Origin of the sequence: Paenarthrobacter sp. A20 (assembly GCF_024168825.1) — a bacterium.
Classification (GTDB): Bacteria; Actinomycetota; Actinomycetes; order Actinomycetales; family Micrococcaceae; genus Arthrobacter.
Genome location: NZ_JALJWH010000001.1, coordinates 485,853 through 508,711, shown reverse-complemented (window position 1 = coordinate 508,711; position 22,859 = coordinate 485,853). Strand labels below are relative to the sequence as shown.

The 22,859-nt window shown below is 63.6% G+C and carries 18 protein-coding genes; 8 read left to right on the top strand and 10 right to left on the bottom strand.

What is annotated here, in order from left to right:
- Positions 1-206: 206 nt before the first annotated feature.
- Both J3D46_RS02395 and J3D46_RS02390 read left to right on the top strand, forming a co-directional pair.
- On the top strand, positions 207-815 hold the full coding sequence (locus J3D46_RS02395) for a TetR/AcrR family transcriptional regulator (protein WP_231340249.1): 609 nt from the start codon (positions 207-209) through the stop codon (positions 813-815).
- A gap of 280 nt (positions 816-1,095) precedes the next feature.
- A complete protein-coding gene (locus J3D46_RS02390) occupies positions 1,096-2,286 on the top strand; it encodes an NADP-dependent malic enzyme (protein ID WP_231340250.1) in 1,191 nt (396 codons plus the stop codon).
- An 88-nt stretch (positions 2,287-2,374) separates the two neighbouring features.
- Here J3D46_RS02390 and J3D46_RS02385 read toward each other — a convergent pair whose 3' ends face one another.
- Positions 2,375-3,943: an alkaline phosphatase family protein gene (locus J3D46_RS02385; protein WP_253464885.1), complete on the bottom strand. Its 1,569-nt coding sequence runs from the start codon at positions 3,941-3,943 to the stop codon at positions 2,375-2,377.
- Between the two features lie 255 nt (positions 3,944-4,198).
- On the opposite strand from J3D46_RS02385, the gene J3D46_RS02380 reads away from it, so the two are divergent.
- Positions 4,199-4,702: a DUF456 domain-containing protein gene (locus tag J3D46_RS02380; RefSeq protein WP_253464884.1), complete on the top strand. Its 504-nt coding sequence runs from the start codon at positions 4,199-4,201 to the stop codon at positions 4,700-4,702.
- 84 nt (positions 4,703-4,786) lie between these two features.
- On the opposite strand, the gene J3D46_RS02375 is transcribed toward J3D46_RS02380, so the two are convergent.
- Complete coding sequence (locus tag J3D46_RS02375) at positions 4,787-5,740, bottom strand: polysaccharide deacetylase (protein WP_159708236.1); 954 nt, start codon at positions 5,738-5,740, stop codon at positions 4,787-4,789.
- Positions 5,737-7,272, bottom strand: a complete 1,536-nt coding sequence (locus J3D46_RS02370; protein ID WP_253464882.1) for a cytosine permease — start codon at positions 7,270-7,272, stop codon at positions 5,737-5,739. The genes J3D46_RS02375 and J3D46_RS02370 overlap by 4 nt, the downstream gene beginning before the upstream one ends.
- Positions 7,273-7,380: 108 nt before the next feature.
- On the opposite strand from J3D46_RS02370, the gene J3D46_RS02365 reads away from it, so the two are divergent.
- Positions 7,381-8,850 (top strand): PucR family transcriptional regulator, encoded by a 1,470-nt coding sequence (locus J3D46_RS02365; RefSeq protein WP_253464878.1) that lies wholly within the window; start codon positions 7,381-7,383, stop codon positions 8,848-8,850.
- 92 nt (positions 8,851-8,942) lie between these two features.
- On the opposite strand, the gene purU is transcribed toward J3D46_RS02365, so the two are convergent.
- From purU to glyA, 7 genes are read right to left on the bottom strand one after another with little or no spacing between them, the layout of a single operon-like run.
- Positions 8,943-9,842: a formyltetrahydrofolate deformylase gene (purU, locus tag J3D46_RS02360; protein ID WP_231340255.1), complete on the bottom strand. Its 900-nt coding sequence runs from the start codon at positions 9,840-9,842 to the stop codon at positions 8,943-8,945.
- 2 nt (positions 9,843-9,844) lie between these two features.
- Entirely contained in the window at positions 9,845-11,236 is a 1,392-nt protein-coding gene (locus J3D46_RS02355; RefSeq protein WP_253464876.1) for an L-serine ammonia-lyase, read from the bottom strand.
- Positions 11,236-11,880, bottom strand: coding sequence for a sarcosine oxidase subunit gamma (locus J3D46_RS02350; RefSeq protein WP_231340257.1), 645 nt, complete (start codon positions 11,878-11,880; stop codon positions 11,236-11,238). The genes J3D46_RS02355 and J3D46_RS02350 overlap by 1 nt, the downstream gene beginning before the upstream one ends.
- Complete coding sequence (locus J3D46_RS02345) at positions 11,873-14,818, bottom strand: sarcosine oxidase subunit alpha family protein (RefSeq protein WP_253464874.1); 2,946 nt, start codon at positions 14,816-14,818, stop codon at positions 11,873-11,875. Before J3D46_RS02345 ends, J3D46_RS02350 begins: the two co-directional genes overlap by 8 nt.
- Positions 14,819-14,820: 2 nt before the next feature.
- On the bottom strand, positions 14,821-15,252 hold the full coding sequence (locus J3D46_RS02340; RefSeq protein WP_253464871.1) for a sarcosine oxidase subunit delta: 432 nt from the start codon (positions 15,250-15,252) through the stop codon (positions 14,821-14,823).
- Between the two features lie 21 nt (positions 15,253-15,273).
- On the bottom strand, positions 15,274-16,494 hold the full coding sequence (locus tag J3D46_RS02335; RefSeq protein ID WP_026542964.1) for a sarcosine oxidase subunit beta family protein: 1,221 nt from the start codon (positions 16,492-16,494) through the stop codon (positions 15,274-15,276).
- A complete protein-coding gene (glyA, locus tag J3D46_RS02330; protein ID WP_253464869.1) occupies positions 16,491-17,861 on the bottom strand; it encodes a serine hydroxymethyltransferase in 1,371 nt (456 codons plus the stop codon). The genes J3D46_RS02335 and glyA overlap by 4 nt, the downstream gene beginning before the upstream one ends.
- 152 nt (positions 17,862-18,013) lie before the next feature.
- On the opposite strand from glyA, the gene J3D46_RS02325 reads away from it, so the two are divergent.
- The 4 genes from J3D46_RS02325 to J3D46_RS02310 all read left to right on the top strand — a co-directional run bounded on the left by J3D46_RS02325 (position 18,014) and on the right by J3D46_RS02310 (position 22,799).
- The gene (locus J3D46_RS02325) at positions 18,014-18,685 is read left to right on the top strand and encodes a GntR family transcriptional regulator (protein ID WP_253464867.1); all 672 of its coding nucleotides are present in this window, start codon (positions 18,014-18,016) and stop codon (positions 18,683-18,685) included.
- A gap of 574 nt (positions 18,686-19,259) precedes the next feature.
- Positions 19,260-20,624 (top strand): MFS transporter, encoded by a 1,365-nt coding sequence (locus J3D46_RS02320; RefSeq protein WP_231340262.1) that lies wholly within the window; start codon positions 19,260-19,262, stop codon positions 20,622-20,624.
- 28 nt (positions 20,625-20,652) lie between these two features.
- Positions 20,653-21,909: an aminopeptidase P family protein gene (locus tag J3D46_RS02315; RefSeq protein ID WP_231340263.1), complete on the top strand. Its 1,257-nt coding sequence runs from the start codon at positions 20,653-20,655 to the stop codon at positions 21,907-21,909.
- 86 nt (positions 21,910-21,995) lie between these two features.
- The gene (locus J3D46_RS02310; RefSeq protein WP_231340264.1) at positions 21,996-22,799 is read left to right on the top strand and encodes an IclR family transcriptional regulator; all 804 of its coding nucleotides are present in this window, start codon (positions 21,996-21,998) and stop codon (positions 22,797-22,799) included.
- The last annotated feature ends 60 nt before the right edge of the window (positions 22,800-22,859 follow it).

Genomic DNA, 22,859 nt, shown 5'->3' with positions numbered 1-22,859 from the left:
GTGTTCCTCCCAAGCAGCAGCTCAAACCTTCATGAAGTGTATGCGGGCGGAACGCCAATGGCTGGGAGCGGCATGCGCGCTTCCAGGTCAGGCGAGCTCTCAGGAAACGGTCATTTAGCTCCCGTATCATTGATGCGATCGGCCAGCCACGGGTCTTTGACCCCAGCCGGCCGCTTCCTTGTCAGCCTGCCAAGAGATCGCCGGAAATGCCCGTATCAAACTCACTGGAACCGTACTCCCTTGACCTGACCACGGGGTTGCCCCGTATGGCCGCCGCGCCGACGACACCGCGGCAGCAGCTGCGCTATGCCCGGATCCTGAAAACGGCGGCCGGCTTTGCCCAGCGGCAGTTCGATACCTTGAGCCTTTCCGACGTCGCCGCGCGGGCCGACATCCCGCTCGGCACGCTGTACCGATACTTTCCCTCCACAGCCCACCTGATGCTGGCCGTTTACAGGCAGCAGCTGCGGGAGCTTCGCGACGGTGTTCGTCGTCGCGAGGGTAAGGGCCATGCGCTCGCGGGTTTGATGATGGAGATCTTCCACTTGAGGGTCATGCAGCCGGGTGTGGAGCACTGCCTTATCCGGCCCGCAGGCAAGGACGATGACACCGCGCAGCTATTGCGGGAGATCGATGCGCTGTCCGAGGAAGTGGTTGGTTCACTGAGCAAGGACACGGGCAAGGATGCTGTCAGGGCCAGGATCCTGCTGCACCTGGTCAGTGGTCTTGTCCAGGCAGTGCGTTGCCGCCGGTTGTCGTTGTTTGAGGCGGAGAAAGATCTGAAGAAAGCCTGCACCCTGCTGACCGGTGAATGACGAAAAGTTCCCACTGGTCTAGACCGCGAGGCTCTCAGAACACGCTTTTTTGTATGACCTGGATCACAATTGGCTCTGGTTGAACGTTTTACTCTCGAATCGTCTCTCTTGGTATTGAATCTTGTACCCTCAACCCCTCCTTAGGCTGGAAACACCGAAGCGGCTAGCAGCCCCTATCTGCAGAAGCAACGCCGGACCAGCCACCCTTGGTCCGCTACAGCAGTTCTGTTCCTGCCCGAATCGTGCCGTGGGTCCACGGCTAGCCTGAGGAGACAAAGACGTGTCCATCGAGACAATCGCTACAGACAACGACGCCCTGGTACTGACCGAAGAAGAGATCTTCGCAGCCCATGAAGGCGGCAAGCTGACCATTTCCAGCACCGTCCCGCTGAACAACAAGCGCGACCTTTCCATTGCCTACACCCCCGGAGTTGCGCAGGTCAGCCGCGCAATCCACGCAAACCCCGAGCTCGCCCGCACCCACACCTGGGCCGAGCGCCTGGTCGTCGTGGTCAGCGACGGCACCGCCGTCCTTGGCCTCGGCAACATCGGCCCCAGCGCTTCCCTTCCCGTCATGGAAGGCAAGTCAGCCCTGTTCAAGTCCTTCGGCGACCTCGACTCCATTCCGCTGGTGCTCAACACCACCAACGTGGACGAGATCATCGAGACCCTGGTCCGCTTGCGCCCCAGCTTCGGCGCCGTGAACCTCGAAGACATCTCCGCTCCCCGCTGCTTCGAACTCGAAGAGCGCCTTATCGAAGCCCTGGACTGCCCCGTCATGCATGATGACCAGCACGGCACCGCCGTCGTGGTTCTCGCTGCCCTGACCAACGCGGCCAAGGTGACCCAGCGCGAACTCGCCGGCCTCAAGGTCGTCGTGTCCGGCGCAGGTGCGGCAGGTATTGCCATTGCCGAGATTCTTCTTGCTGTTGGCATCAAGGACGTCATCCTGCTCGACTCCAAGGGCGTCGTCAACGCTGAGCGCGCCGACCTTGTGGCCGATCCCGGCAGCGTCAAGGCCCGCATGGCCCAGCGCACCAACCCGCGCGGCATCACCGGCGGTCCGGGCGAGGGGCTGACCGGCGCCGATGTATTCGTGGGCGTCTCCTCCTCCAAGCTGGACGAAGAGCACCTGAAGCTGATGAACGATCAGTCGATCGTGTTCGCCTTGTCCAACCCGGACCCGGAAGTTCTCCCTGAGGTTGCCCAGAAGTACGCGGCCGTTGTTGCCACCGGCCGCAGCGACTTCCCGAACCAGATCAACAACGTCCTGGCTTTCCCGGGTATCTTCCGTGGCGCACTCGATGCCAAGGCCCGCCGCATCACGCCCGCCATGAAGATCGCCGCCGCCAACGCCATTGCTGAGCTCGCCGCGGAGGACCTCTCCGCCGACTACATCGTGCCGAGCCCGCTGGATGCCCGCGTGGCACCGGCCGTCACCGCAGCTGTTGCTGCTGCAGTCACCGAATAGCGGCTACTGACGAAAGACCGACGACGGCGACGCCTCCCGTGCTGGGGAGCGTCGCCGTCGTTCTTTGGTTAATCCTGCCGTTGGCGGGTCAGCGGTCCAGCCTCACCTGGTCAACTGTCCAGAAGGCGCTGTTGGTTCCGGTGTATCGGAAGCTGATTTTGGCCTTCTTGGCACCTTTGGGGACCTCAAGAGCAAGGGATTCGAAGCCGTTGAAGTTTGCAGTGTAGGCCTTCACCAGCTGCGGGACTCCGCCGTCGTAGCTGACAAACACTTCGCCGCTCTGGGGTCCGTCGATCCTGTAGTTCGAGGCGAAGGACAGTGTTGCCGCCTTGCCGCCCTTGACCTTGAATTCGGGGCTTACGAGGGTGGAGTCGAATAGTCCGGCGTCGTGTGCCTTGTCATCCCACTCATCGGAGTCGGCGACAGCGAAGACGTTGCGGTTGCGGACGGAGGTCTCGCGGCCCTGGTTGCGGTCGGTGTTGGTCCAGAACTCGTCGGTGGCGAACGACCAGCCGCGCCATTCGGTCACACCGCCGGCCGGCATGGCGGAGTTGTCGATACTCCAGCCTTCGGGCGCGGTGGTGGTCCACCCCTTCACATCGGCGGCTGGCGCGGTTTCGTCGGCGCGGGTGCGCAGGCTGTCCCGCAGGGAATCGAAGCCGTCTGCTTTGATGTCGGCGATGGCCTGCCCGTCGAGGTTCCAGGCGGCGTCGGTCTTGACTCCTTCGTGCTTCAGCACAGTGGGTGCGATGTCCGTGATCTTGACGTCGTTGCGGACGGTACCGGCCTTAATCCCCTTGCCCTCGGCGATGACGAACGTCTGGCGCTCGGCGGGTGTGTTGCCACCGTGGCCACCTGTGGGGGTGTGTCCGTGGTCGGCTGTTAGAACCACCAGCCAATCCTCGGACGTGTAGCTGGGACGGTTTTTCACGGCATTCAGGATCTCGCCGACCTGGCCGTCCGCCGTGCGCAGGGCCGCCAGGTATTCCTCACGCTCGGTGCCGTAGGAGTGGCCCGCGCCGTCAACCTCGTCCAAGTGGACGAACGTGCTGTCCGGGTTGCCATTGGCAAGGTAATCCACGGCCTTCGCCGTGGTGCCGGCGTCGTTTCCTCCGGCGATCCTCAGGTCAACCTTTTCGCCGAACACCGTTTGGGGGATGGGAGACCAAGTGCCCACAACCAGGGTGGAGGCTTTGGGTTGGGTCGATTCGAGGCGGCTCAGGTAGTCCGGGTACTGGCTGTAATTGGGTGCCGTGAAGTTGTTGTCCACCACGTTGTGCTTGTCCGGCCACACTCCAGTCGCGATGCTCGACCAGCCCGCTCCCGAGACGGTAGGGGCCATCGGGTTAGCGAACAGGTTGCTCTTGGCGGTCATGCCGGAGTCGACCACGCTTTGGATATTCGGCACGCCGGCAGCGGGAAACTTGGCGATTGCGGCGCCATCGAGGCCAATCACCAAGGTCTTCTTGCGCTTGGTCCCATCGGGAAGCCCTGCGTATGGAGCATGGGCAGGGCGGCTGGCGGTGCTTGCGGACCGGGTGTCGGGCGCGTCCGGTCCCGGAGGCGCGGCTATCGCAGCGGACGGGAGTACGACGGCGGCGGCGAGCGTTAGTGCGGCAGTTGCCGTGGTGGTGCGAAAAGGACGTGCGTTGTCCAATGTTTTCTCCAGGTTCGGGTCCGAGTGGGAGCTGTTGGCTGAGTGTTGCCGACAGCCTGACTCCTCAACCCTGCCGCGCGGAGACGGGCTAATCAAGGAAAATCGCCAGTTGTATAGACAAGTTGGATTGGCGTTAATCTGCTGTTTCCCGATCATTTCTGTGTAGCCGAGGATTAGTCATTGGCCTTGGTTGGCTAGTTGTTCATACAGCTCGCGGACGCCGTTTGTTTTCGGGCGCCACCTAGACTGAGGGGCATGAACGCCGAACTCATCGTGACCATCCTGTGCGGCCTGGCCATCGCGGTCGGTGTGGCCGGAACCATCATTCCCGTGCTTCCGGGCAGCATTCTTATCGGCGCAAGCCTGTTGGCATGGGCCATCTGGGGAGGTGCCGGTCCGCTGGGATGGGTGATCTTCGCCGTCGGAATGGTGTTTGTGGTGGCGGGGATGGCCGCCAGCGCGGTGCTGACCGGACGCAAGCTGAAGCAGCATGGCATCCCCAACCGGTCGGTGCTGATCGGCGTGGTCCTGGGCGTCGTGGGAATGTTCGTCATTCCCGTGGTGGGGCTCTTTGTGGGGTTCGCCGCCGGACTTCTCCTGAGCGAAGTCCAGCGCACCCGCAACTTCCCTGATGCCTTGAAATCCAGTGGCGCCGCGCTCAAAGCCACCGGCATCGGGATCCTTGTGGAGTTCGGGCTGGCGTGTGCCGCAGCAAGTACATGGATCATCGGAGTGTGGATCAACGCCGTGAACGGTTAAAGCCCTTAAACACCGCGCCGGGATGGCAAAAGATGGCAATCCCGAGCTCCAGGATTGTCATCTTCTGCCATCTGGGCGGTGGAATTAGTGGTGCGCGGGGAGGGGCGCTTTGACCTGTGCAGGGCGGAAGGTTGCTCCGGCTCCCGGGAACAGCGGGATGTCGATTCGGGCGTGGGTGTGGATTTCGTGCACGGTGTCCTTGGTGTGTTGCGCGATCCTGGCCAACGTGGTGACCCACATGCCATCCAGGTCCTTGACCCGCTCGATCAACTGTTCCAAAGCCACAGCCCGGGACGGCCGGCCGGAGATGAACGGGTGGTTGGTCAGGACGAAGCAGCTTCCCTGGGCGTGGTGCGCCTGGGCCTCGAGGGTCCACATTTCGAGCGCCTTGGCCGGGCTCTCGATGACCCCGCTCCCCGTGACGCCAGGGTAGAACCCATATTGCTCCCAGTCGTCCAGTGCCCAGTCCACTGGGATCTCCACGATGTCCCTGGAGTCGCCCTCGGCGACGGCCATGCGGTAGGGGGCATCGCCGTCGAGCAGGCTCGAATCATAGAGGAAGCCGCGGTCCGCCAATAGGGCAGGTGACTGCCAGTTCAGCTCCCACCAAGGTGCCCGGTAACCCACGGGCCTGATGCCGGCAACGTTCGCGAGGGCCTCCAGGCCGCGGTCCAGATAACTGGCCTCGGTAGCGGCGTCGATGCCCTGCATAGGCTCGTGGAGGTAGCCGTGGTGGGCGATCTCGTGCCCACCGTCGGCGATCCTGCGAACGACGTCAGGGTAGCTCTCGGCTGTGAAACCCGGAATGAAAAAGGAAGCCTTGATGTCCTGGCGGTCCAGGATCTGGAGCAAACGCGGCACGGCGATCTTGGGGCCGTACGACTGGTGGCTCATAAGGGACATGCGCCGCGTGCTGGAAGGGTCATGGGCGATGGTGCACGACTCGGCATCGACGTCGAACGTGAAGGACGCTGCGGCCCGGTAGCCCTCGGGCCACGTGATCGGGTGGAGTGAATCAGCGAAAGCGGGCTGGTTCATGCTGTGGTCCTTTCGGGAACTGCCGGAGCGGCCGGTACCGGCTGTGTTGCCGACACATGGTTCGAGTCCGCGAGGATGAACTTCTTGTGGGCCCGTGGCCCGAGGATTGCATAGGCTGCCGCGCTGGTGAGTCCCCCAGCCAGCCAGGAGAGATCCCACCCGCCCAATGCCACGGCGATGGGGCCCTGCATGGCGGGAACCAGTCCGTACATGAACAGCCAGGTGGAGAAGATGCCGATCAGCAGGGATAGGATTCCGGCCCAGTTGATGACGGGCAAGCGGTGCGTTCCCACGGCGTCGAACAGGCGGTCAACCTTGGCAGGCCAACGCTTTTCCAGCCAGAAGTAGTGCACCAGCATGACTCCGCCCCAGGCGGCCACCCAGGCAACCAGACCGATCAGCCAGGCATCGAGCACTGCCGCGAAGTCCTCTTGGAAGATGAAGAACACGACGGCGATAAGCGAGAAGACGCCGACGAAGAGGTTCAGTTTGCGGCGGCTGATCTTGATGTCCAGGGCCTGCGTGGCCACGGAGAAGGTGTAGATATTGAGGATGTTGGTGGCGATGGGGCCGTGCAGGACCATGAGAAGGACCGGGAGGGCAAGGACGCCGAAATTCTGGACGATCAACTTACCGGGATCGATCTCGCCGCTGTTGGTAGCCAGGCTGGCACCGAGGACGCCAAGCCACACCACGGGGATGAACTGGCCGAGAACTGATGCGAGGTAAACCTTTCGCTTGGGAACCGAAGTGCTGACGAAGCGGGAGTAATCGGCAGCGTAAGTGAACCACGTGATGCCCCAGCCGATGCCGATTGCTGTCATCACTGCACTCATGGCGGCGATCCGCTCGGATCCTTCCAGGATGTTACCGGCGGGACCTGCGTACCCCCAGTCGATCTTCATGCCGAACCACGCCACGCATGACATGACAGCCAGGATGATGATGGTGGGCGGGACGGTCCACTTTTCAAAAGCTGCGATGGCCTTGTAACCGAACCAGGCGATGGCTACCTGGGCTGCCATGATGGCGGTGGCGACGCCGATCTTCCAGGCGTAGTTCTTGGCCTCGGGATCTACCCAGCCAAGGGTGCCGAACAATGCCATCACCAGGTCCAGGATGATCCAGGTATTGACGGCGCACCAGCCGATCACCAAAAGGGCCTGGATGGCGGCGGGGAGGTAGTTGCCGCGGCGGCCGAAGGCTGCGCGGGCCAGCACCATTCCCGTAGCGCCGGTTTTCTGGCCGAGGAGCACGAAGCAGCCGAAGAGCAGCATGCCGATCAGGTTTCCAAGGACCAGGACAATGACGGTGTCCGCGAAGCCGAGGCCGAGGTGGATTCCGAGTGCACCCAGCACCCAGTTAATAGGGGCGAGGTTTGCGCCTGCCCAGATCCAGAACTGTCCGGAAACCTTGCGCGTACGGTCTGCCTCGGGGATGGGTTGGAGCCAGGCTTCACTGTCGTGGGCCGGCGCCGTTGCCGGACCTGACTGCGCTGGGCTTGAAGGCGAAGGGGAGAGGTTGTCTTGCATGGGGAGAGCCTCCGTGTGTGAAAGGGACCCTTTCAGCGTATGTGCCCCAGATCACAGCAACAAGATACTATGTGTCTAAACAAGCCATCAAGGACCGTACGGAGTGTCATGTCCATTGTGCTGGGAGCAGCTCTGGAGTACCAAAGCCTGAAATCTGCGGACCCCCGGGTCCTCAACGATGTGCCGGACGCGCTCTCCCGGCCGGTCCGTTGGGTGCACTCAAGCGAAGTGCTGGACATCGCCCCGCTCCTCAGTGGCGGCGAACTGCTGCTCAGCGGTGGGCAGGCGCTCGCCGGCGTGACCGCGGAACGGCAGGCCAACTACGTCCGCGAGCTGGCGGCCCGGGGGATCGCGGCGCTGGCGCTGGAAACCGGCCCGGCGCTTCCCGAGGTGCCGGCCATCATGCTGGAGGTGGCCGAGGCTGCCGGATTGCCGGTGATCGAACTGCGCCAGGTTGTCCCGTTCGTCGGCGTAATGCAGGAGATCAATTCCCTGTTGGTCAGCGAATCCGTGGAGCACCTCCAACATGCCGACCAAGCCAGCCATGCCATGGCCGCCGAACTTGCCCACGGCGGCGGACTCGACCAGCTCCTGGCTGTCCTGTCCGAAAGGACAGGTGCCAGCGCGCGGCTGGTCTCGCCGTCGGGCCTCACCCTCGGCGCCGCCGGCGGCATTTCTGGAATGGACGACGGCGGGAGCGTCACCGTGGTGGACGTTCCGGTGCGGGGAGTCCTTGCGGCCCGCCTTGAGTTGGTCATGCCCGACGGCGGCGACGGTGGCCTGGCGCGCGTGGCCGGGGAGCGTTCCGTCGACATCCTCGGATTGGCGTTGATGCAACGCATGCCGCCGGGGTTGAAGGAGCTGGCGGGAATCGAGCTCATGCGTGCCATCAATTCGGGGAGTCAGCGTTGGCAACTTCAGCAGCTCGGACCTGCGTCGGGCTTCCCCACGGACGGCGCGGTAGCCGCCGTCGTGATTCGATCAACAGGCGCAGGGCACTTGCGCCCTGCCGTGGATGCCCTGCTGCGCGAGTGTGTTCCGCACAGCGCAAGCTATGCGGGCAATGCTGAACTGATCGCGCTCGCCGCCTTGGGCGACGGGGCTGCCACCCGGCGTTCGCTGTTGGATGCGTTGCGTCGCTTGGAGGTGCCGGCCGGCTCTGCGGTGGCTGTCGGGCCGTTGGGTGTCGGCATAGATGATGCGCCATGGTCCCTGGCTGAGGCGCGGCGGGCGCTTGGCCTGGATCCGGGCACCGGGGGTGTGGTGGATGCTGACACCTTGGCGGTGGAGCTCCTTGCCCAAGAGTCCCTGGACCCGGCCGCGCGCGAAGGGTTCGTCCAGCGGCAGCTGGGCGCCGTCCTCGAGCATGACCGCCTGAAAAAGTCCGAGCTGTTGCGCACGCTGACCGTCTGGTTGGATTCGGGATGCAACACGGCCCAAGCGGCACGTGGGTTGCACCTGGAGCGGCAGTCCATGCATCACAGGCTGCAGCGGATTTTTGACCTGTGCGGGGGAGATCCACGGGGGACTGGCCGGCTCGGGGCCTTGCATCTGGCAACGAAGGTTGCCCGCTTGTAGCGGCCTTTAACCACCAATTCGACGGCTCGCTGCCCACTCGACGGCTCAAACCGTCTAACGCGCAGCAAACCGTCGAATCGGGTAGTCAAGGCCTACTTCAACACGATCGTCCTGGTCCCATTCAGGATGATCCGCCCCTCGCAGTGCCAGCGAACGGCGTTGCTGAGGGCCTTGCATTCTGTGTCCCGGCCGGCGGCTACGAGATCGTCCGGCCCGAACGTGTGGTCCACCTCCACTACCTGCTGGGCGATGATTGGTCCTTCGTCCAACTCGCCATTCACGTAGTGGGCAGTGGCACCCACAGTTTTCACGCCACGCGCGTAGGCCTGGTGGTAGGGCTTGGCACCCTTGAAGCTCGGCAGGAACGAGTGGTGGATGTTGATCGCCCGGCCGTCGAGCTTGCGGGCGAGGTCGTCGCTGAGTACCTGCATGTAGCGGGCAAGGACAATGAGCTCAACGTCCAGTTCATCGATGATCTCCAGCAAGCGACCCTCGGCTGCAGGCTTGGTGGCAGCCGTGACAGGAACGTGGAAGAACGGAATCCCATGCCACTCTGCCAAACCCTGATGGTCGGTGTGGTTGGACACGACACCCACCACGTCAATGGGCAGCTCACCGATCCGTGCGCGGAACAGCAAGTCGTTCAGGCAGTGCCCGAACTTCGAGACCATGATCAGCACGCGGCGCTTGTACCCCTGGCGCTCCAGCTGCCAGTTCATGCCGTACTTCTCGCCTACTGGAGAGAAAGCGGCCCGCAGCTCATCAACAGTGGAGGTGCCGGCGTCGGACGCGAAGTGTACCCGCATGAAGAAGTGGCGTTCGGCGCGATCGCCGAACTGCTTGTTGTCGATGATGTCGCAGCCGTGTTCCAGCAGGAAGCCGGACACCGCGTGGACAATTCCGGGACCCTCAGGGCAGTCGAGGGTGAGGACGTGCTCCACAGTCGTCTCAGTGGGGGAAACGGCAGCAGTTTCAGTTTGGATGGCAGTCATGGCTAGCACTCCACTACGTTGACGGCGAGGCCTCCACGGGAGGTCTCCTTGTACTTTGATTTCATGTCCGCGCCTGTTTCGCGCATGGTCTTGATGGCTTTGTCCAAGGACACTTTGTGGCTGCCATCGCCGTGCAGGGCGAGGCGGGCGGCGTTGATGGCCTTCACGCTGGCGATTGCGTTGCGTTCGATGCAGGGGATCTGCACCAGCCCGCCCACGGGATCGCAGGTGAGTCCCAGGTTGTGTTCGATGCCCACCTCGGCAGCATTTTCCACCTGCTCAGGCGTTCCGCCGAGGACTTCGCAGAGCCCCGCAGCGGCCATGGAGCAGGCGGAACCAACCTCGCCTTGGCAGCCGACTTCGGCACCCGAAATGGATGCGTTGATCTTGAACAGAATTCCGACGGCGGCCGCCGCCAGCAGGAAGCGCACGACTCCGTCGTCGTTGGCTCCCGGCACAAACTTGGTGTAATAGTGCAGCACTGCCGGGACAATGCCGGCTGCACCGTTGGTGGGCGCGGTGACGATCCTGCCGCCCGCGGCGTTTTCCTCGTTCACGGCCAGGGCGAACAGGTTGACCCATTCCATGGCGAGGAGGGGATCCGCTGAACTTGCTCCGTTCAGGTCCGCGTCGGTCTCGGAAAGCTTTTTGAACAACGACGGCGCCCGTCGCCTGACCTTCAGGCCTCCGGGTAGGATTCCCTCGGCAGAGCAGCCGTTCTCCACGCATTCCTGCATGACGGCCCAGATGCCCAGCAGCCGTTCGCGTAGCTCTTCTTCCGTACGCCACACGAGCTCGTTGGCCAGCATGATGTCCGAGATGGACTTGCCTTCGCGGCCGCAGATGGCCAGGAGCTCATCGGCAGTGGTGAAGGGGTAGGGCAGAACGGTGTCATCGGCTACCACTTTGTCGGCTCCGGAGACGTCCCCGTCCACCACAAAGCCGCCTCCGATGGAGTAGTAGCTGCGTTCCCGCAGGACCGAGCCGCTGTGGTCCAGCGCGCGGAACGTCATGCCGTTGGGGTGCGCCGGCAACGACTTGCGCCGGTGCAGGACCACGTCCTCGTCCCAGTTGAAGTCCACGCGGTGGTTGCCGCCCAGGCGTAGCTCTGCATCGAGTGCGGCAGCTGCGACCTGGTCATCGGCAGTGGTGGTGTCCACGGTTTCGGGGGAGTGGCCTTGCAGCCCCAGCACCACGGCCTTGTCTGAGCCGTGGCCCCGGCCGGTGGCGCCCAGGGAGCCGAAAAGCTCAGCCTGGACGCGCACCGTAGCCGGAAGCTGGCCGGACGATTCAAGACCGTCCGTGAACTGCTTTGCCGCGCGCATCGGGCCTACCGTGTGGGAAGACGACGGCCCGATGCCAACAGAAAACAGATCAAGCACACTCAATGCCATTAGGGGACCTCTGGGGAGGCGTACTCCCGCATGGCGTCGAGGAGCCAGCGTCCCAGGAAATCGGCAAACGAGGCCCGGGGAAAGATCCGGTAGGACTCGTCAGAGGTCTTCCAGAGCATCACCGGGATGTGGGCGAGCTCGGTGGAAACAGCTGTCCCGGTCTTGAAGACCCGTGGGTGCAGGTCCAAGGCGCAGGTCTTCTCCAGCACTGCGCGGGCGTGGCTGCCGGAGAGCTCGAACGTGGTGCGGTTGGCGGACAGGTCCACCACCTGGCCTGCGTCTCCACCGAGGGCCGTGGTCAGATCGCTGACCAAAGAGCCTCCGAGGGAATCGTGGGCTTCCTCGGGTGCGACGACCATGAATTCGGTAGGGCCAAGCCACAGGGTGTTCACGGAACCGCTGCCCGTCACGTCACCGCAAGCGGCAGGCAAGCCGCCGGTCACGGACGCCACGCGGGCACCGGCGTCGGACGTTCGGTGAACCCGAACGCCCACCATGGCCTGGTAGGGGATTTCGGTGAGCGTCACCGTGCCCGGCACGGAGCCGGAGGTGAAAGCGTCAGCCAAGTGCTCGGCCGGGCTGCGGCGGGCGCCCCGGACGCGGTCGACGTGTGCGGTTTCTGCTGGTGTTGCTGTTTCAGCCATCTTTGCGGGTCCCTTCAGCATCGAAAAGTACGGTTTCGCCAACAACCACGTCCACCAATTGGTCTCCCAGCGAGGCCACAAGGGTCTCGCCGATGCGGTTGCGGCCGTTTTGAATGAGAGCCAGGGCGAAGGAACGGCCCAGCGCGGCGCTGTGGTAGCTGGAGGTCACGAAGCCCTCCATGGGGACGGGTCCATTAGCCGGGTTGACCGGGATGCCCTTTTCCACCAGCTGGGTGCCTTCCGGCAAGCGCAACGAGTGGTCCACGGGAAGGACGCTGACCAGGTGCTTCCGGTCTTCGCGGCTGGCGTCCTGACGGAGGTAGGAGCGCTTGCCGATGAAGTCCTTGGCCTTGGAGACGATCCAGTCCATGCCGGCGTCCTGCGGCGTGACCGTGCCGTCGGTGTCCTGCCCGACGATCGGGTAGCCCTTCTCGGCGCGGAGCACGTGCATGGTTTCGGTGCCGTAGGGGGTGATGTTGAACTCGGCACCTGCGGCAGCAACGGCTTCCCAGGTGTTGAGTCCGTACCAGGACGGGATATTGATTTCGTAGGCCAATTCGCCGGAGAAGGAGATGCGGCAAACGCGTGCCTGCACCCCGGAGGCCAGCGTGGTCTCGCGGAAGGTCATGAACGGGAAGGCTTCGGCATCCAGGCCACCGTTTTCGGCCAGCTGCGGAGCAACCTTGGCGATCACGGCGCGGGACTTCGGGCCAACGACGGCGATGGTGCTCCACTGCTCCGTGACGGACGTGCAGACCACATCGAGTTCCGGCCACTCCGTCTGGTGCCACTCTTCCAGCCAGTCCAGCACCTTGGCTGCGCCGCCGGTGGTGGTGGTCATGAAGTAGCGGTCATCGTCCAAGCGGAGGGTCACGCCGTCGTCGAAGATCATGCCGTCCAGGGTGCACATGACACCGTAGCGGGCGGATCCCGGGGCGAGCTTCTTGAACGCGTTGGTGTAAACGCGGTTCAGGAATTCGCCCGCGTCCTTGCCGCGGATCTCGATCTTGCCCAGCGTGGTGGCATCCATGAAGCCCACGGAGTCGCGGACGGCTGCGCATTCACGCAGGACTGCTGTGTCCATGTCTTCCCCGGCCTGCGGGTAGTACCAGGGGCGCTTCCACTGCCCGACATCTTCGAACAGTGCGCCCTGGGCAACGTGCCACGGGTGGATGGAGGTGACGCGGGCGGGGTCGAACAGTTCGCCACGCTGGCGGCCTGCCAACGCTGCGAAGGCCACGGGCGTGAACGGTGCGCGGTACGCGGTGGTGCCGATCTCGCCAACGCCGGGAATGCTCTCGGCACCGCCGAACTTCAGCGCGGCGGCGATGACGCCAATCGCGTTGACGCCCGAGGTCTTGCCCTGATCATTGGCGGTGCTGATGGAGGTGTACCGCTTGACGTGTTCCACGGACCGCATCCCCGCCCCGGTGGAGCGGAGGACATCTGCCACGGACTGGTCGCGCTGGAAGTCAACGAAGTGGTGGTGCCATTCGCCGGGCTCACCGGTCTGGCCGGGAACCAGCCAAAGCTGGCGGCTGGGAGCGCTCGCCACGGGAGCCTGCAGTTCCACCGGGGTGGTCGCGGACTCGAAGCCGGCTGCGATGGATGCTGCCGCTCCCGCCCAGATGCCCTCTGCCAGGCAGTCCTTCAGTTCGTAGCTGCCACGTCCTGCGCCAACAACCTGCTGGTCGCGGACCGGTTTGGTGGGAATGAACGCTGCGAGCTCGTCATCCCAACGCAGCTTGCCCTGGCGCTGGCTGTGGAGGTGGACCACCGGAGACCAGCCACCGGAAACGGCAAGCAGATCGGCAGCCAGCTGTTCGACGCCCGAGGTGAGTTCGCCGTCGTCGTTAATGCTGCGGACGGTGACGCCATTCAGGCGGCCGTTGGCATCTGCAGAGGTGTCCGCCACTGCGCTGCCGATGAGGACCCGGATACCGGACTCGACGGCGGCGGCGGCCTTCGCGCTGAGCTGCGGACGGGCATCGACGACGGCGGCAATCGCCACGCCTGCTGCCTGCAGGTCCGCGGCGAGAGCATAAGCGGAGTCGTTGGTGGTGCTGATGACGACGCGTGAACCGGCGGCGACGGCGTAGCGGTTGAGGTACGTGCGGGCGGCCGAGGCGAGCATGATGCCTGGGCGGTCGTTGTTCTCGAACACCAGCGGACGCTCATGGGCGCCCGGAGCCAGGACAACCTGCTTGGCACGGATGTGCCAAATACGCTGGCGGGAGACACCCGACGCTGCCGGAACGCTCAAGTGGTCCGTGCGGTTCTGGGCTGCGATGAAGTAGTTGGAATCGTAGGAGCCGAACGCCGTGGTGCGGTTCAGCACCGTGCATTCGCCGGCGGAGACCAGTTCAGCTTCCACGTCCGCAACCCATTCCAGGGCCGCTTTGCCTTCGATCTGATCTGCGAGGCCTTCGGCAGTTGAGCCAGAGAGCAGGGAGCCGCCAAGTTCGGGCTGGTCGTCAATGAGGATGACGCGGGCACCGGTGCGGACAGCTTCGCGGGCCGCCGCCAGTCCGGCAATACCGCCGCCGACTACCAGGACATCCGTGTGGACATACTTCTTGTCGTACTCGGCCTTGTCCTCGTTGGGATCAAGCTTGCCAAGGCCGGACAAGAGCTCAATGTTCATGCCGTCCACCAGCGAGACTGCCGTGGCGGGAAGCATGGACTCGGCAACATGTCCGCGGAAGCGGGGAGCGATCTTGACCAAGGCGTTGGACTCTTCCACGCCGGCGGCCATGATGCCGCGGGGGCGGTCCTCATAGAGGGAGTTGCCGGCGTTGATGTGGCCATTGGCCAGCAGCGCCGAAGCGATGGTGTCACCCGGGTGGCCGGTGAATTCCTGGCCGTCCACGGTGAAGCGCCAAGAGATGCTGCGATCGATGCGTCCGCCGGTGGCGAGGCGTGCGTTCTTGCTGGTCACTTCTAGACTCCTTCCGAGGAGATGGGGGTGGTGGCCGTGGGTGAGCTGGCTCCGGGGGCGAGGCCTGGTTCGCCGGCCTGGCCGAAGTCCCCGGCTTGGCTGAACTCGCCCGGCTGGGAGGGTTCGCTCTTGCTTGTCCCGGCGCTGGCAACGCTTGCTTGGAGCTCCGGGCGGGGCTGGCCCATCCCGTAGATGGAGTGGATTTCGTAGCTCACGGTGTCACGGAGCATGTTGAACCACTGGCGGCAGCCCGTGCTGTGAACCCAACGCTCGGCGAAGGTTCCCTTGGTGTTCTCGCGGTAGAACAGGTATTCAGCCCATTCACGGTCCGTGAGGTCATTCGGGCTCTCGGGGTAGGCGACGTGTGCTTGGCCGCCGTAGTGGAATTCGGTTTCGTCGCGGGGCCCGCAGTTGGGGCATGAAATGAGGAGCATGTCTTTCCTGTCCTGTCCTGGCTAGTGGGCCACGGCTGCGGCGCCGTGTTCGTCGATCAAGGCACCGGTCTCGAAGCGTTCCAGCGCGAACGGCTTGTTCAGCTTGTGCGGTGCGCCCGTAGCGATGGTGTGGGCGAACGTCAGGCCGGCCGCCGGAGTGCCCTTGAAGCCGCCGGTTCCCCAACCACAGTTGACGAACATGTTCTCCACCGGGGAGAGGCCAACAATCGGCGAGGCGTCCAAGGTGGTGTCCACGATGCCGCCCCAGGTCCGGAGCACGTGGGCCCGGGCGAAAATCGGGAAGAGCTCGACCGCTGCTGCCATCTGCTCCTCGATCACGTGGAACGAGCCGCGCTGGCCGTAGCCGTTGTAGGAATCGACGCCTGCGCCCATCACCAGTTCGCCCTTGTGGGCCTGGGAGACGTACACGTGCACGTGGTTGGACATGACCACCGTGGGGTGAACGGGTTCGTGCAGTTCGGACACCAGTGCCTGGAGCGGGTGGGACTGGATGGGAAGTCGGAAGCCGGCCATTTCTGCCAGGACCGAGCTGTGGCCGGCGGCGCAGAGGCCCACCTTTTCGGTGTTGATGGTGCCGCGGGTGGTCTTGACGCCGGTGACGCGGTTGCCGTCCTTGATGAAGCCGGTGACTTCGCAATTCTGGATGATGTCCACGCCCAGCTCGTCGCACTTGCGGGCGAAGGCCCAGGCCACGTGGTCGTGCTTGGCGATGCCTGCACGCGGCTGGTAGGTGGCACCCATGACGGGGTAGCGGATGTTGTCGCTGATGTTCAGGATGGGGCAGAGTTCCTTGACCTGCTGCGGGTCAAGCCATTCGGCGTCAACGCCGTTGAGCCTGTTGGCGCCCACGCGGCGCACGCTCTCGCGGACATCGCCCAAGGTATGGGCCAGATTCATGACGCCGCGCTGGCTGAACAGGAAGTCGTACTCGAGCTCTTCCGGGAGGATTTCCCAGAGCTTGAGCGCGTGCTCGTAGATGGCAGCGCTCTCGTCCCAGAGGTAGTTGGAACGGATGATGGTGGTGTTGCGGGCCATGTTTCCACCGGCCAGCCAGCCCTTTTCCAGGATGGCAATGTTGGTCATGCCGTGGTTCTTCGCCAGGAAGTACGCGGTGGCCAGGCCGTGCCCGCCGCCGCCCACAATCACGGCGTCGTAGCTTTTCTTCGGGTCCGGGTTGCGCCAGAGGAAGTCCGGGTGTTCGGGGAGGTGGTCTGCACTCACTGGGCTGCTCCAATCAATTCTGCTTCGGTTGCGGCGCCGTTGCCGTTGTTGTTCAGGTGCGGGTAAAGCGGGAACTTCTCTGCCAGCGCGGTCACGCGGCGGCGGAGTTCGACGGCGGTGGTTTCGTCCAGGGTCACGTCACCCTCGGTGCCGGCTTCGGTGCCGCTGTTCGCTGCGGCGATCAACGCCGTCGCAATGATGTCTGAGACTTCGGTGAAGTCCTCGGCGCCGAAGCCGCGGGCGGCGAGGGCGGGGGTGCCGATGCGCAGGCCCGACGAAACCATGGGCGGGCGGGGGTCGAAGGGGACTGCGTTGCGGTTGACCGTGATGCCGATCCGGTGCAGTGTGTCTTCGGCCTGCTGACCGTTAAGTACTGAGTGGCGGAGGTCGGCGAGCACCAGGTGGACGTCGGTTCCGCCGCTGACCACGGAGATGCCGGCTGCGGCTACGTCATCTTGGAGGAGGCGTTCGGCCAGGATCTTGGAGCCTTCCAGCACGCGGACCTGGCGTTCCTGGAATTCGGGCTCGGCGGCCATTTTGAAGGCTACGGCCTTGGCTGCAATCACGTGCTCCAAGGGGCCACCCTGCTGGCCGGGGAAGACTGCGGAGTTAACCTTCTTGGCGATGTCGGCGTCGTTGGTCAGGATCACGCCACCGCGGGGGCCGCCGAGGGTCTTGTGCGTGGTGCTGGTGACGATGTGCGCGTGGGGGACCGGGCTGGGGTGTAGTCCTGCTGCTACGAGGCCGGCGAAGTGGGCCATGTCAACCATGAGGTAGGCGCCCACCAAGTCCGCAATGCGGCGGAACTCGGCGAAGTCCAACTGCCGTGAGTAAGCGGACCAGCCGGCGACTATCAGCTGTGGCTTGCTCTCAAGGGCGAGACGCTCAACTTCGGCCATATCCACGGTGTGGGTGTCCTCGCGGACGCCGTAGGGAACAACCTTGTAGAGCTTGCCGGAGAAGTTGATCCGCATGCCGTGCGTCAGGTGGCCGCCGTGGGCGAGGTTCAGGCCCATGATGGTGTCGCCCGGGGTGATCAGCGCGTGCATGGCCGAGGCGTTGGCCTGGGCTCCGGAGTGGGGCTGGACGTTGGCGAACTCTGCGCCAAACAAGGACTTCAGGCGGTCGATGGCCAGCTGTTCGATCACATCAACGTGCTCGCAGCCGCCGTAGTAGCGCTTGCCCGGGTAACCTTCGGCGTACTTGTTGGTCAGTACCGATCCCTGGGCCTCCATGACGGCCGTAGGGGCGAAGTTCTCAGAGGCGATCATTTCCAGCGTTGACTGCTGGCGGATGAGTTCCTGGGCGATCGCCTGATCGACCTCCGGGTCCGCCTGTGCCAGCGGGCGGATCAGCGGTTCAACCATGGTGTTCTCCTTTTGAAGTACTTGAAGCAGCCATCTGTTAGGCAACTGATATATTAGAACTATTGCCATAGTATGTTGGAGATCACATAGTCGTCAACAGGTCTGCGCCAACTCATCCAGCAGACTGGGAACGCGACTAACGGGAGAGAGCAATGAGCGCAGCACTGGAAGCACTGGAATCAGCTCCGCAGGGTACGTCCCTGGCGGAGAACGCCTACCTGCTGCTGCGCGACAGGCTCATCATGCTGGACATCAAGCCTGGCGACCCCATCAACGACGGCCAGATCGCCGCCGAACTCGGCATCGGGCGCACTCCTGTCCGCGAAGCCATCAAGCGCCTTGAAAGCGATCATCTGGTGGTGTCGTACCCCCGGCGCGGAACCTTTGCCACGGGCGTGGACATCACGCAGCTCGCCGAGGTCTCCGAGATCCGCGAGCTGCTGGAACCCCTGGCGTCCCGGAAGGCTGCCCGCATGGCCAGTCCCTCCATGCGTTCGGAACTCCGCACTGTCGCAGCGGCCATCCGTGATCTTGAAGGCCAGGACAATTCCTCCCAAGAGCTCATGCGCTACGACATCCAGGTGCACCGGCTCATCTACAAGGCCTCCGCCAATGCGCACCTCGAAGACGTCCTCATCCGGTACGACAACCTGGCCACCCGCATCTGGTGCCACATGCTCGAGAAAATGCCCTCCGTCTCCGGCCATATCTCCGAGCACGCCGACCTCCTGACTGCCATCGCCGACGGCGACGAAGACCTGGCCGCCGAGCTCGCCCTGCACCACGTAGTCAGCTTCGAAGAGACCATCCGCAAGGTCCTCTGACCCCCTCTCACCGTTTGCGCGGTTTTTCCTGGCGCTCTCTCACGGTTAGGCCGGTTTGTCCTGGCGCTCTCTCACGGTTAGGCCGGTTTTCCTGGCGCCCTCTCACCGTTTGCGCGGTTTTTCCCGGCGCTCTCTCACGGTTAGGCCGGTTTTTCCTGGCGCTCTCTCACGTCCGCTGCATGGCGCCGTTGTGCGCGTGCGTCCCGACTGGCTTCGTCTTGGCGGCGGCAGCGTGCTCCGCCGCCAGAAGGCAGCGCCCGACGTCGATGCCTCCTTGAGTGCCGACGTCGGGCCTCAAGCGCCCAGGTGAGAGAGCGTTTGCCGAAAAGGGGTCGGAAGGTGAGAGGGCGTCATTGAAAAAGGACCGAAAGGTGAGAGGGGATCGGTTGATTAGTGCAACTAGGTTGGCGCTATCGCAACAAAATCAACTCATGCCATCAGAGTCCGCGTAAGTCGGAGCTTAATTTTTGCTAAAAATTCGGATTCAAAATAACCCTTGACCGTGGCGTCGCTCACACATAGTCTGGTGCAACAGCGTTGCGTTCAATGCAACCCAAATGATTTTGGTGGACACATGAGCAATGAATCCTCTGTGGCAGCCGAGCAAGGCACTTCCTCCGCCTCCGGCCCCAACCACATCCTCGAACACAGCCCCAACAACACAGTCAGCAAGGACACCCGACGTCGTGTGGTCACTGCCAGCTTCATCGGCAACTTCGTTGAGTGGTTCGACTACGCCGTCTATGGCTACCTGGCCGGCACTATCTCTACTGTCTTCTTCCCCGAGTCCGACCGCCAAACAGCCCTGCTCGCGACGTTCGGTGTCTTCGCCATCAGCTTCTTCGTGAGGCCGCTCGGCGGTTTCATCTGGGGCCATATCGGCGACCGCCTCGGAAGGAAGCAGGCGCTCTCCCTCTCGATCGTCCTGATGTCGGTGGCGACGTTCTGCATCGCACTGATACCGGGCTACGCCACCATCGGCGTGATGGCGCCGATCCTGCTCCTCCTGGTACGCGTCGTCCAGGGCTTCTCCGCAGCAGGCGAGTACGCCGGGGCGTCGGCCTTCCTGGTGGAGTACGCGCCGCCGAATCGTCGCGGACTGTACGCCGCCGTCGTGCCTGCAAGTACAGCAGCGGGACTGCTGCTGGGATCGTTGCTGGCTGCGCTCCTAAGCTCGTTGCTCACCGCCGAGCAACTGGGCGACTGGGGCTGGCGGTTGCCGTTCCTGCTCGCCGCGCCGATGGGCCTCATCGGCAGGTACATCCGGACCAAGCTCGAGGACACTCCTGCGTTCCGTGAACTGGCTGAAAAGGACAGCAGCGTCAAAGCCCCGGCCTTGGCAATGTTCAAGACGTACCGGAAGCAGCTCATCATCGCCACGGGCGCGGTGCTGCTCAACGCCGTCGGGTTCTACGTCATCCTCAGCTACATGCCGACGTATTTGTCCGAGGAACTGGGCTTCGGTGCCACGGAGTCGTTCCTTGCCACCACCATTGCCCTGGCCAGCTACATCGGCTTCATCTTCCTGACGGGCATCGCCTCGGACAAGTTCGGCCGGAAACGAATGCTCATCACGGCCTCAGTCCTCTTCATCCTGCTGACAGTGCCGGCCTTCATGCTCCTGGACACGCGGAACTTCCTGGTGATCGTGCTGGTGCAGATCCTGCTGGGCGGCATGCTTACCCTCAACGACGGCACCCTGCCCAGTTTCCTCGCCGAACTCTTTCCCACGAAGGTCCGGTACACCGGCTTCGCCGTCAGCTTCAACCTCTCCAACGCCTTGTTCGGTGGCACCGCACCGTTCATGGCCACCCTCCTGATCGGCATGACCGCCAGCAAGCTGGCCCCCGGTTGGTACCTCGTGGCCGCCGCAATAGTTTCCCTCATCGCAGTCCTGTTCGCCGCCGAGACTTCCAAGAAGCCTTTGCTGCAGGACTAGAACTACCAACCCCTTGAAAGGAAAGACCATGACCATCACCCAGAACGAGGCCGTCAACGATGTCGCCAAGCTCGAGCGCACCAAGGTCCTCAACAATGGCGGGAAGGTCTCGCTGACGTTCTCCGATGCAGAGTTCGAGCGTCGCCTCAGCGGCCTGCGCCGCATCATGGCCGAGAAGGACCTCGACGCCGTCATCCTCACCAGCTACCACTCCATCAAGTACTACTCCGACTTCCTCTTCACCTACTTCGGCCGCTCCTACGGGATGGTGGTCACCAAGGATGACACTGTCACCATTACGGCAAATATCGACGCCGGGATGCCTTGGCGCCGCAGCTACGGCGACAACCTGGTGTACACGGACTGGCGTCGTGATAACTACATCCACGCCATCCAGGAAGTCCTGCGAACCCGCGGCATCAACCCGCGCCGCATCGGCGTCGAGGACGACTCGTTGCCGCTGGACAATCGAAACAAGATCCAGGCCGCCTTCTCCGGCGCGACACTGGTGGATGTGGCCCAGGCGGCCATGCGTCAGCGCATGATTAAGTCTGACGAGGAAATCGCGGTCATCAAGCATGGTGCCCGCATCGGCGACCTGGGCGGCGAAGCCATCCGCAACGCCATTACGGCCGGCATCACGGAGTATGAGGTCGCGCTGATCGGCACCGAGGCAATGGTGCACGAGATCGCCCGCACGTTCCCGGACTCCGAAATCCGCGACACTTGGGTTTGGTTCCAGTCGGGCATCAATACCGACGGCGCCCACAACTGGGCCACCACCCGCAAGATCCAGGAACACGACATTCTGTCCCTGAACTGTTTCCCCATGACCAGCGGCTATTACACGGCCTTGGAGCGGACCCTGTTCTACGGCGAACCGGATGCCCGCTCCCTGGAGCTGTGGAACGTCAACGTGGACGTCCACAAGCGCGGCCTGGAACTCATCAAGCCCGGCGCGGTCTGCAAGGACATCGCCGCTGAGCTGAACGAGATCTACGTCAGCCACGGGCTCCTGGCCAACCGCACGTTCGGCTACGGACACTCGTTCGGCGTGCTCAGCCATTACTACGGCCGTGAGGCCGGCCTTGAGCTGCGCGAAGACATCGATACCGTGCTGGAGCCGGGCATGGTGGTGTCCATGGAGCCAATGATCACTGTCCTTGACGGCCAGCCGGGTGCCGGCGGGTACCGCGAACACGACATCCTGGTGGTTGGCGAAGACGGCGCCGAGAACATCACCAAGTTCCCGTTTGGGCCCGAGTACAACATCATCGGAGCCTAGGTGCCTGGGCCGGTGGATACTGTGCGCGGTGTCCACTGGCCAAGTCGGGTCCGGCGCGGCGACCGCCGTCGAAATATAGTGAACCCATGACCCCCTCGGAATCCAACGACGCTCCAAGCAACGGCGATAACAAAAGCACGTCGGTGATCGTCAACGCCATAGCAGTCCTTCGCAGCTTCACGGCTGACGAGCCCCTCTTGGGAGTTACTGAAATCGCGGGCCGGATCGGACTGCACAAGAGCACCGTCTCCCGCATCCTGGCGACGCTGGAACAGGAGAACCTGGTAGAGCGCGACGTCGATTCGCGCAGGTTCCGCATGGGGCTGGGGATGATCGCCATGGCGGGCCCGCTCCTGGCGGAACTCGAAGAGCGCCGTGTCGCCTACCCCGTGCTGCGCGAACTCACCGAACGTACAGGGGAGACCAGCGCGCTCATGGTGTGGAACGGCAACGAATCCATGTGCGTGGAACAGATCCCCAGCAGGCACCAGGTCAAGCACCTGGCTCCGCTGGGTGCCCGTTACAACGAGGCCCTGAGTTCGTCGGTGCAAGTGTTCCTTGCCGCGGAGAACGAGGACCGCGTGCGACAGCTGTTGCGCAGCGGTTCGGTCATCCTTTCTGGCATGGACGAGGACGCGGTCGAGACGTACCTTGTGCGGCTGAAGGAGTCGATGGAGCGCGGCTGGGCTGTGAACTTCGGGGAAACGTCCATCGAAGAGGTGGGCGTGGCATCTCCCGTTTATGACCACCGGGGCGACATCGTGGCGTCGGTCCTGATCCCTGCGCCGAAATTCCGCGTCTCGCAGGACACCCTGGCAAGCCTCGGCGAAGCGTGTGCTGCAGCAGCTGCCAAGGTCACCACGCGGTTGGGCGGACGAGCCCCGCGCTAAAGCCAGAAAACCTCGGCGAAAACAAAACGGCGGCCGTCCCCACGAAGGGGGCAGCCGCCG

Excerpts from the sequence above, each read along its gene's own strand:
- J3D46_RS02395 (WP_231340249.1), top strand. The coding sequence starts at position 207 with ATGCCCGTATCAAACTCACTGGAACCGTACTCCCTTGACCTGACCACG.
- J3D46_RS02380 (WP_253464884.1), top strand. The coding sequence starts at position 4,199 with ATGAACGCCGAACTCATCGTGACCATCCTGTGCGGCCTGGCCATCGCG.
- J3D46_RS02375 (WP_159708236.1), bottom strand. The coding sequence starts at position 5,740 with ATGAACCAGCCCGCTTTCGCTGATTCACTCCACCCGATCACGTGGCCC.
- J3D46_RS02370 (WP_253464882.1), bottom strand. The coding sequence starts at position 7,272 with ATGCAAGACAACCTCTCCCCTTCGCCTTCAAGCCCAGCGCAGTCAGGT.
- J3D46_RS02365 (WP_253464878.1), top strand. The coding sequence starts at position 7,381 with ATGTCCATTGTGCTGGGAGCAGCTCTGGAGTACCAAAGCCTGAAATCT.
- purU (WP_231340255.1), bottom strand. The coding sequence starts at position 9,842 with ATGACTGCCATCCAAACTGAAACTGCTGCCGTTTCCCCCACTGAGACG.
- J3D46_RS02355 (WP_253464876.1), bottom strand. The coding sequence starts at position 11,236 with ATGGCATTGAGTGTGCTTGATCTGTTTTCTGTTGGCATCGGGCCGTCG.
- J3D46_RS02350 (WP_231340257.1), bottom strand. The coding sequence starts at position 11,880 with ATGGCTGAAACAGCAACACCAGCAGAAACCGCACACGTCGACCGCGTC.
- J3D46_RS02340 (WP_253464871.1), bottom strand. The coding sequence starts at position 15,252 with ATGCTCCTCATTTCATGCCCCAACTGCGGGCCCCGCGACGAAACCGAA.
- glyA (WP_253464869.1), bottom strand. The coding sequence starts at position 17,861 with ATGGTTGAACCGCTGATCCGCCCGCTGGCACAGGCGGACCCGGAGGTC.
- J3D46_RS02325 (WP_253464867.1), top strand. The coding sequence starts at position 18,014 with ATGAGCGCAGCACTGGAAGCACTGGAATCAGCTCCGCAGGGTACGTCC.
- J3D46_RS02320 (WP_231340262.1), top strand. The coding sequence starts at position 19,260 with ATGAGCAATGAATCCTCTGTGGCAGCCGAGCAAGGCACTTCCTCCGCC.
- J3D46_RS02315 (WP_231340263.1), top strand. The coding sequence starts at position 20,653 with ATGACCATCACCCAGAACGAGGCCGTCAACGATGTCGCCAAGCTCGAG.
- J3D46_RS02310 (WP_231340264.1), top strand. The coding sequence starts at position 21,996 with ATGACCCCCTCGGAATCCAACGACGCTCCAAGCAACGGCGATAACAAA.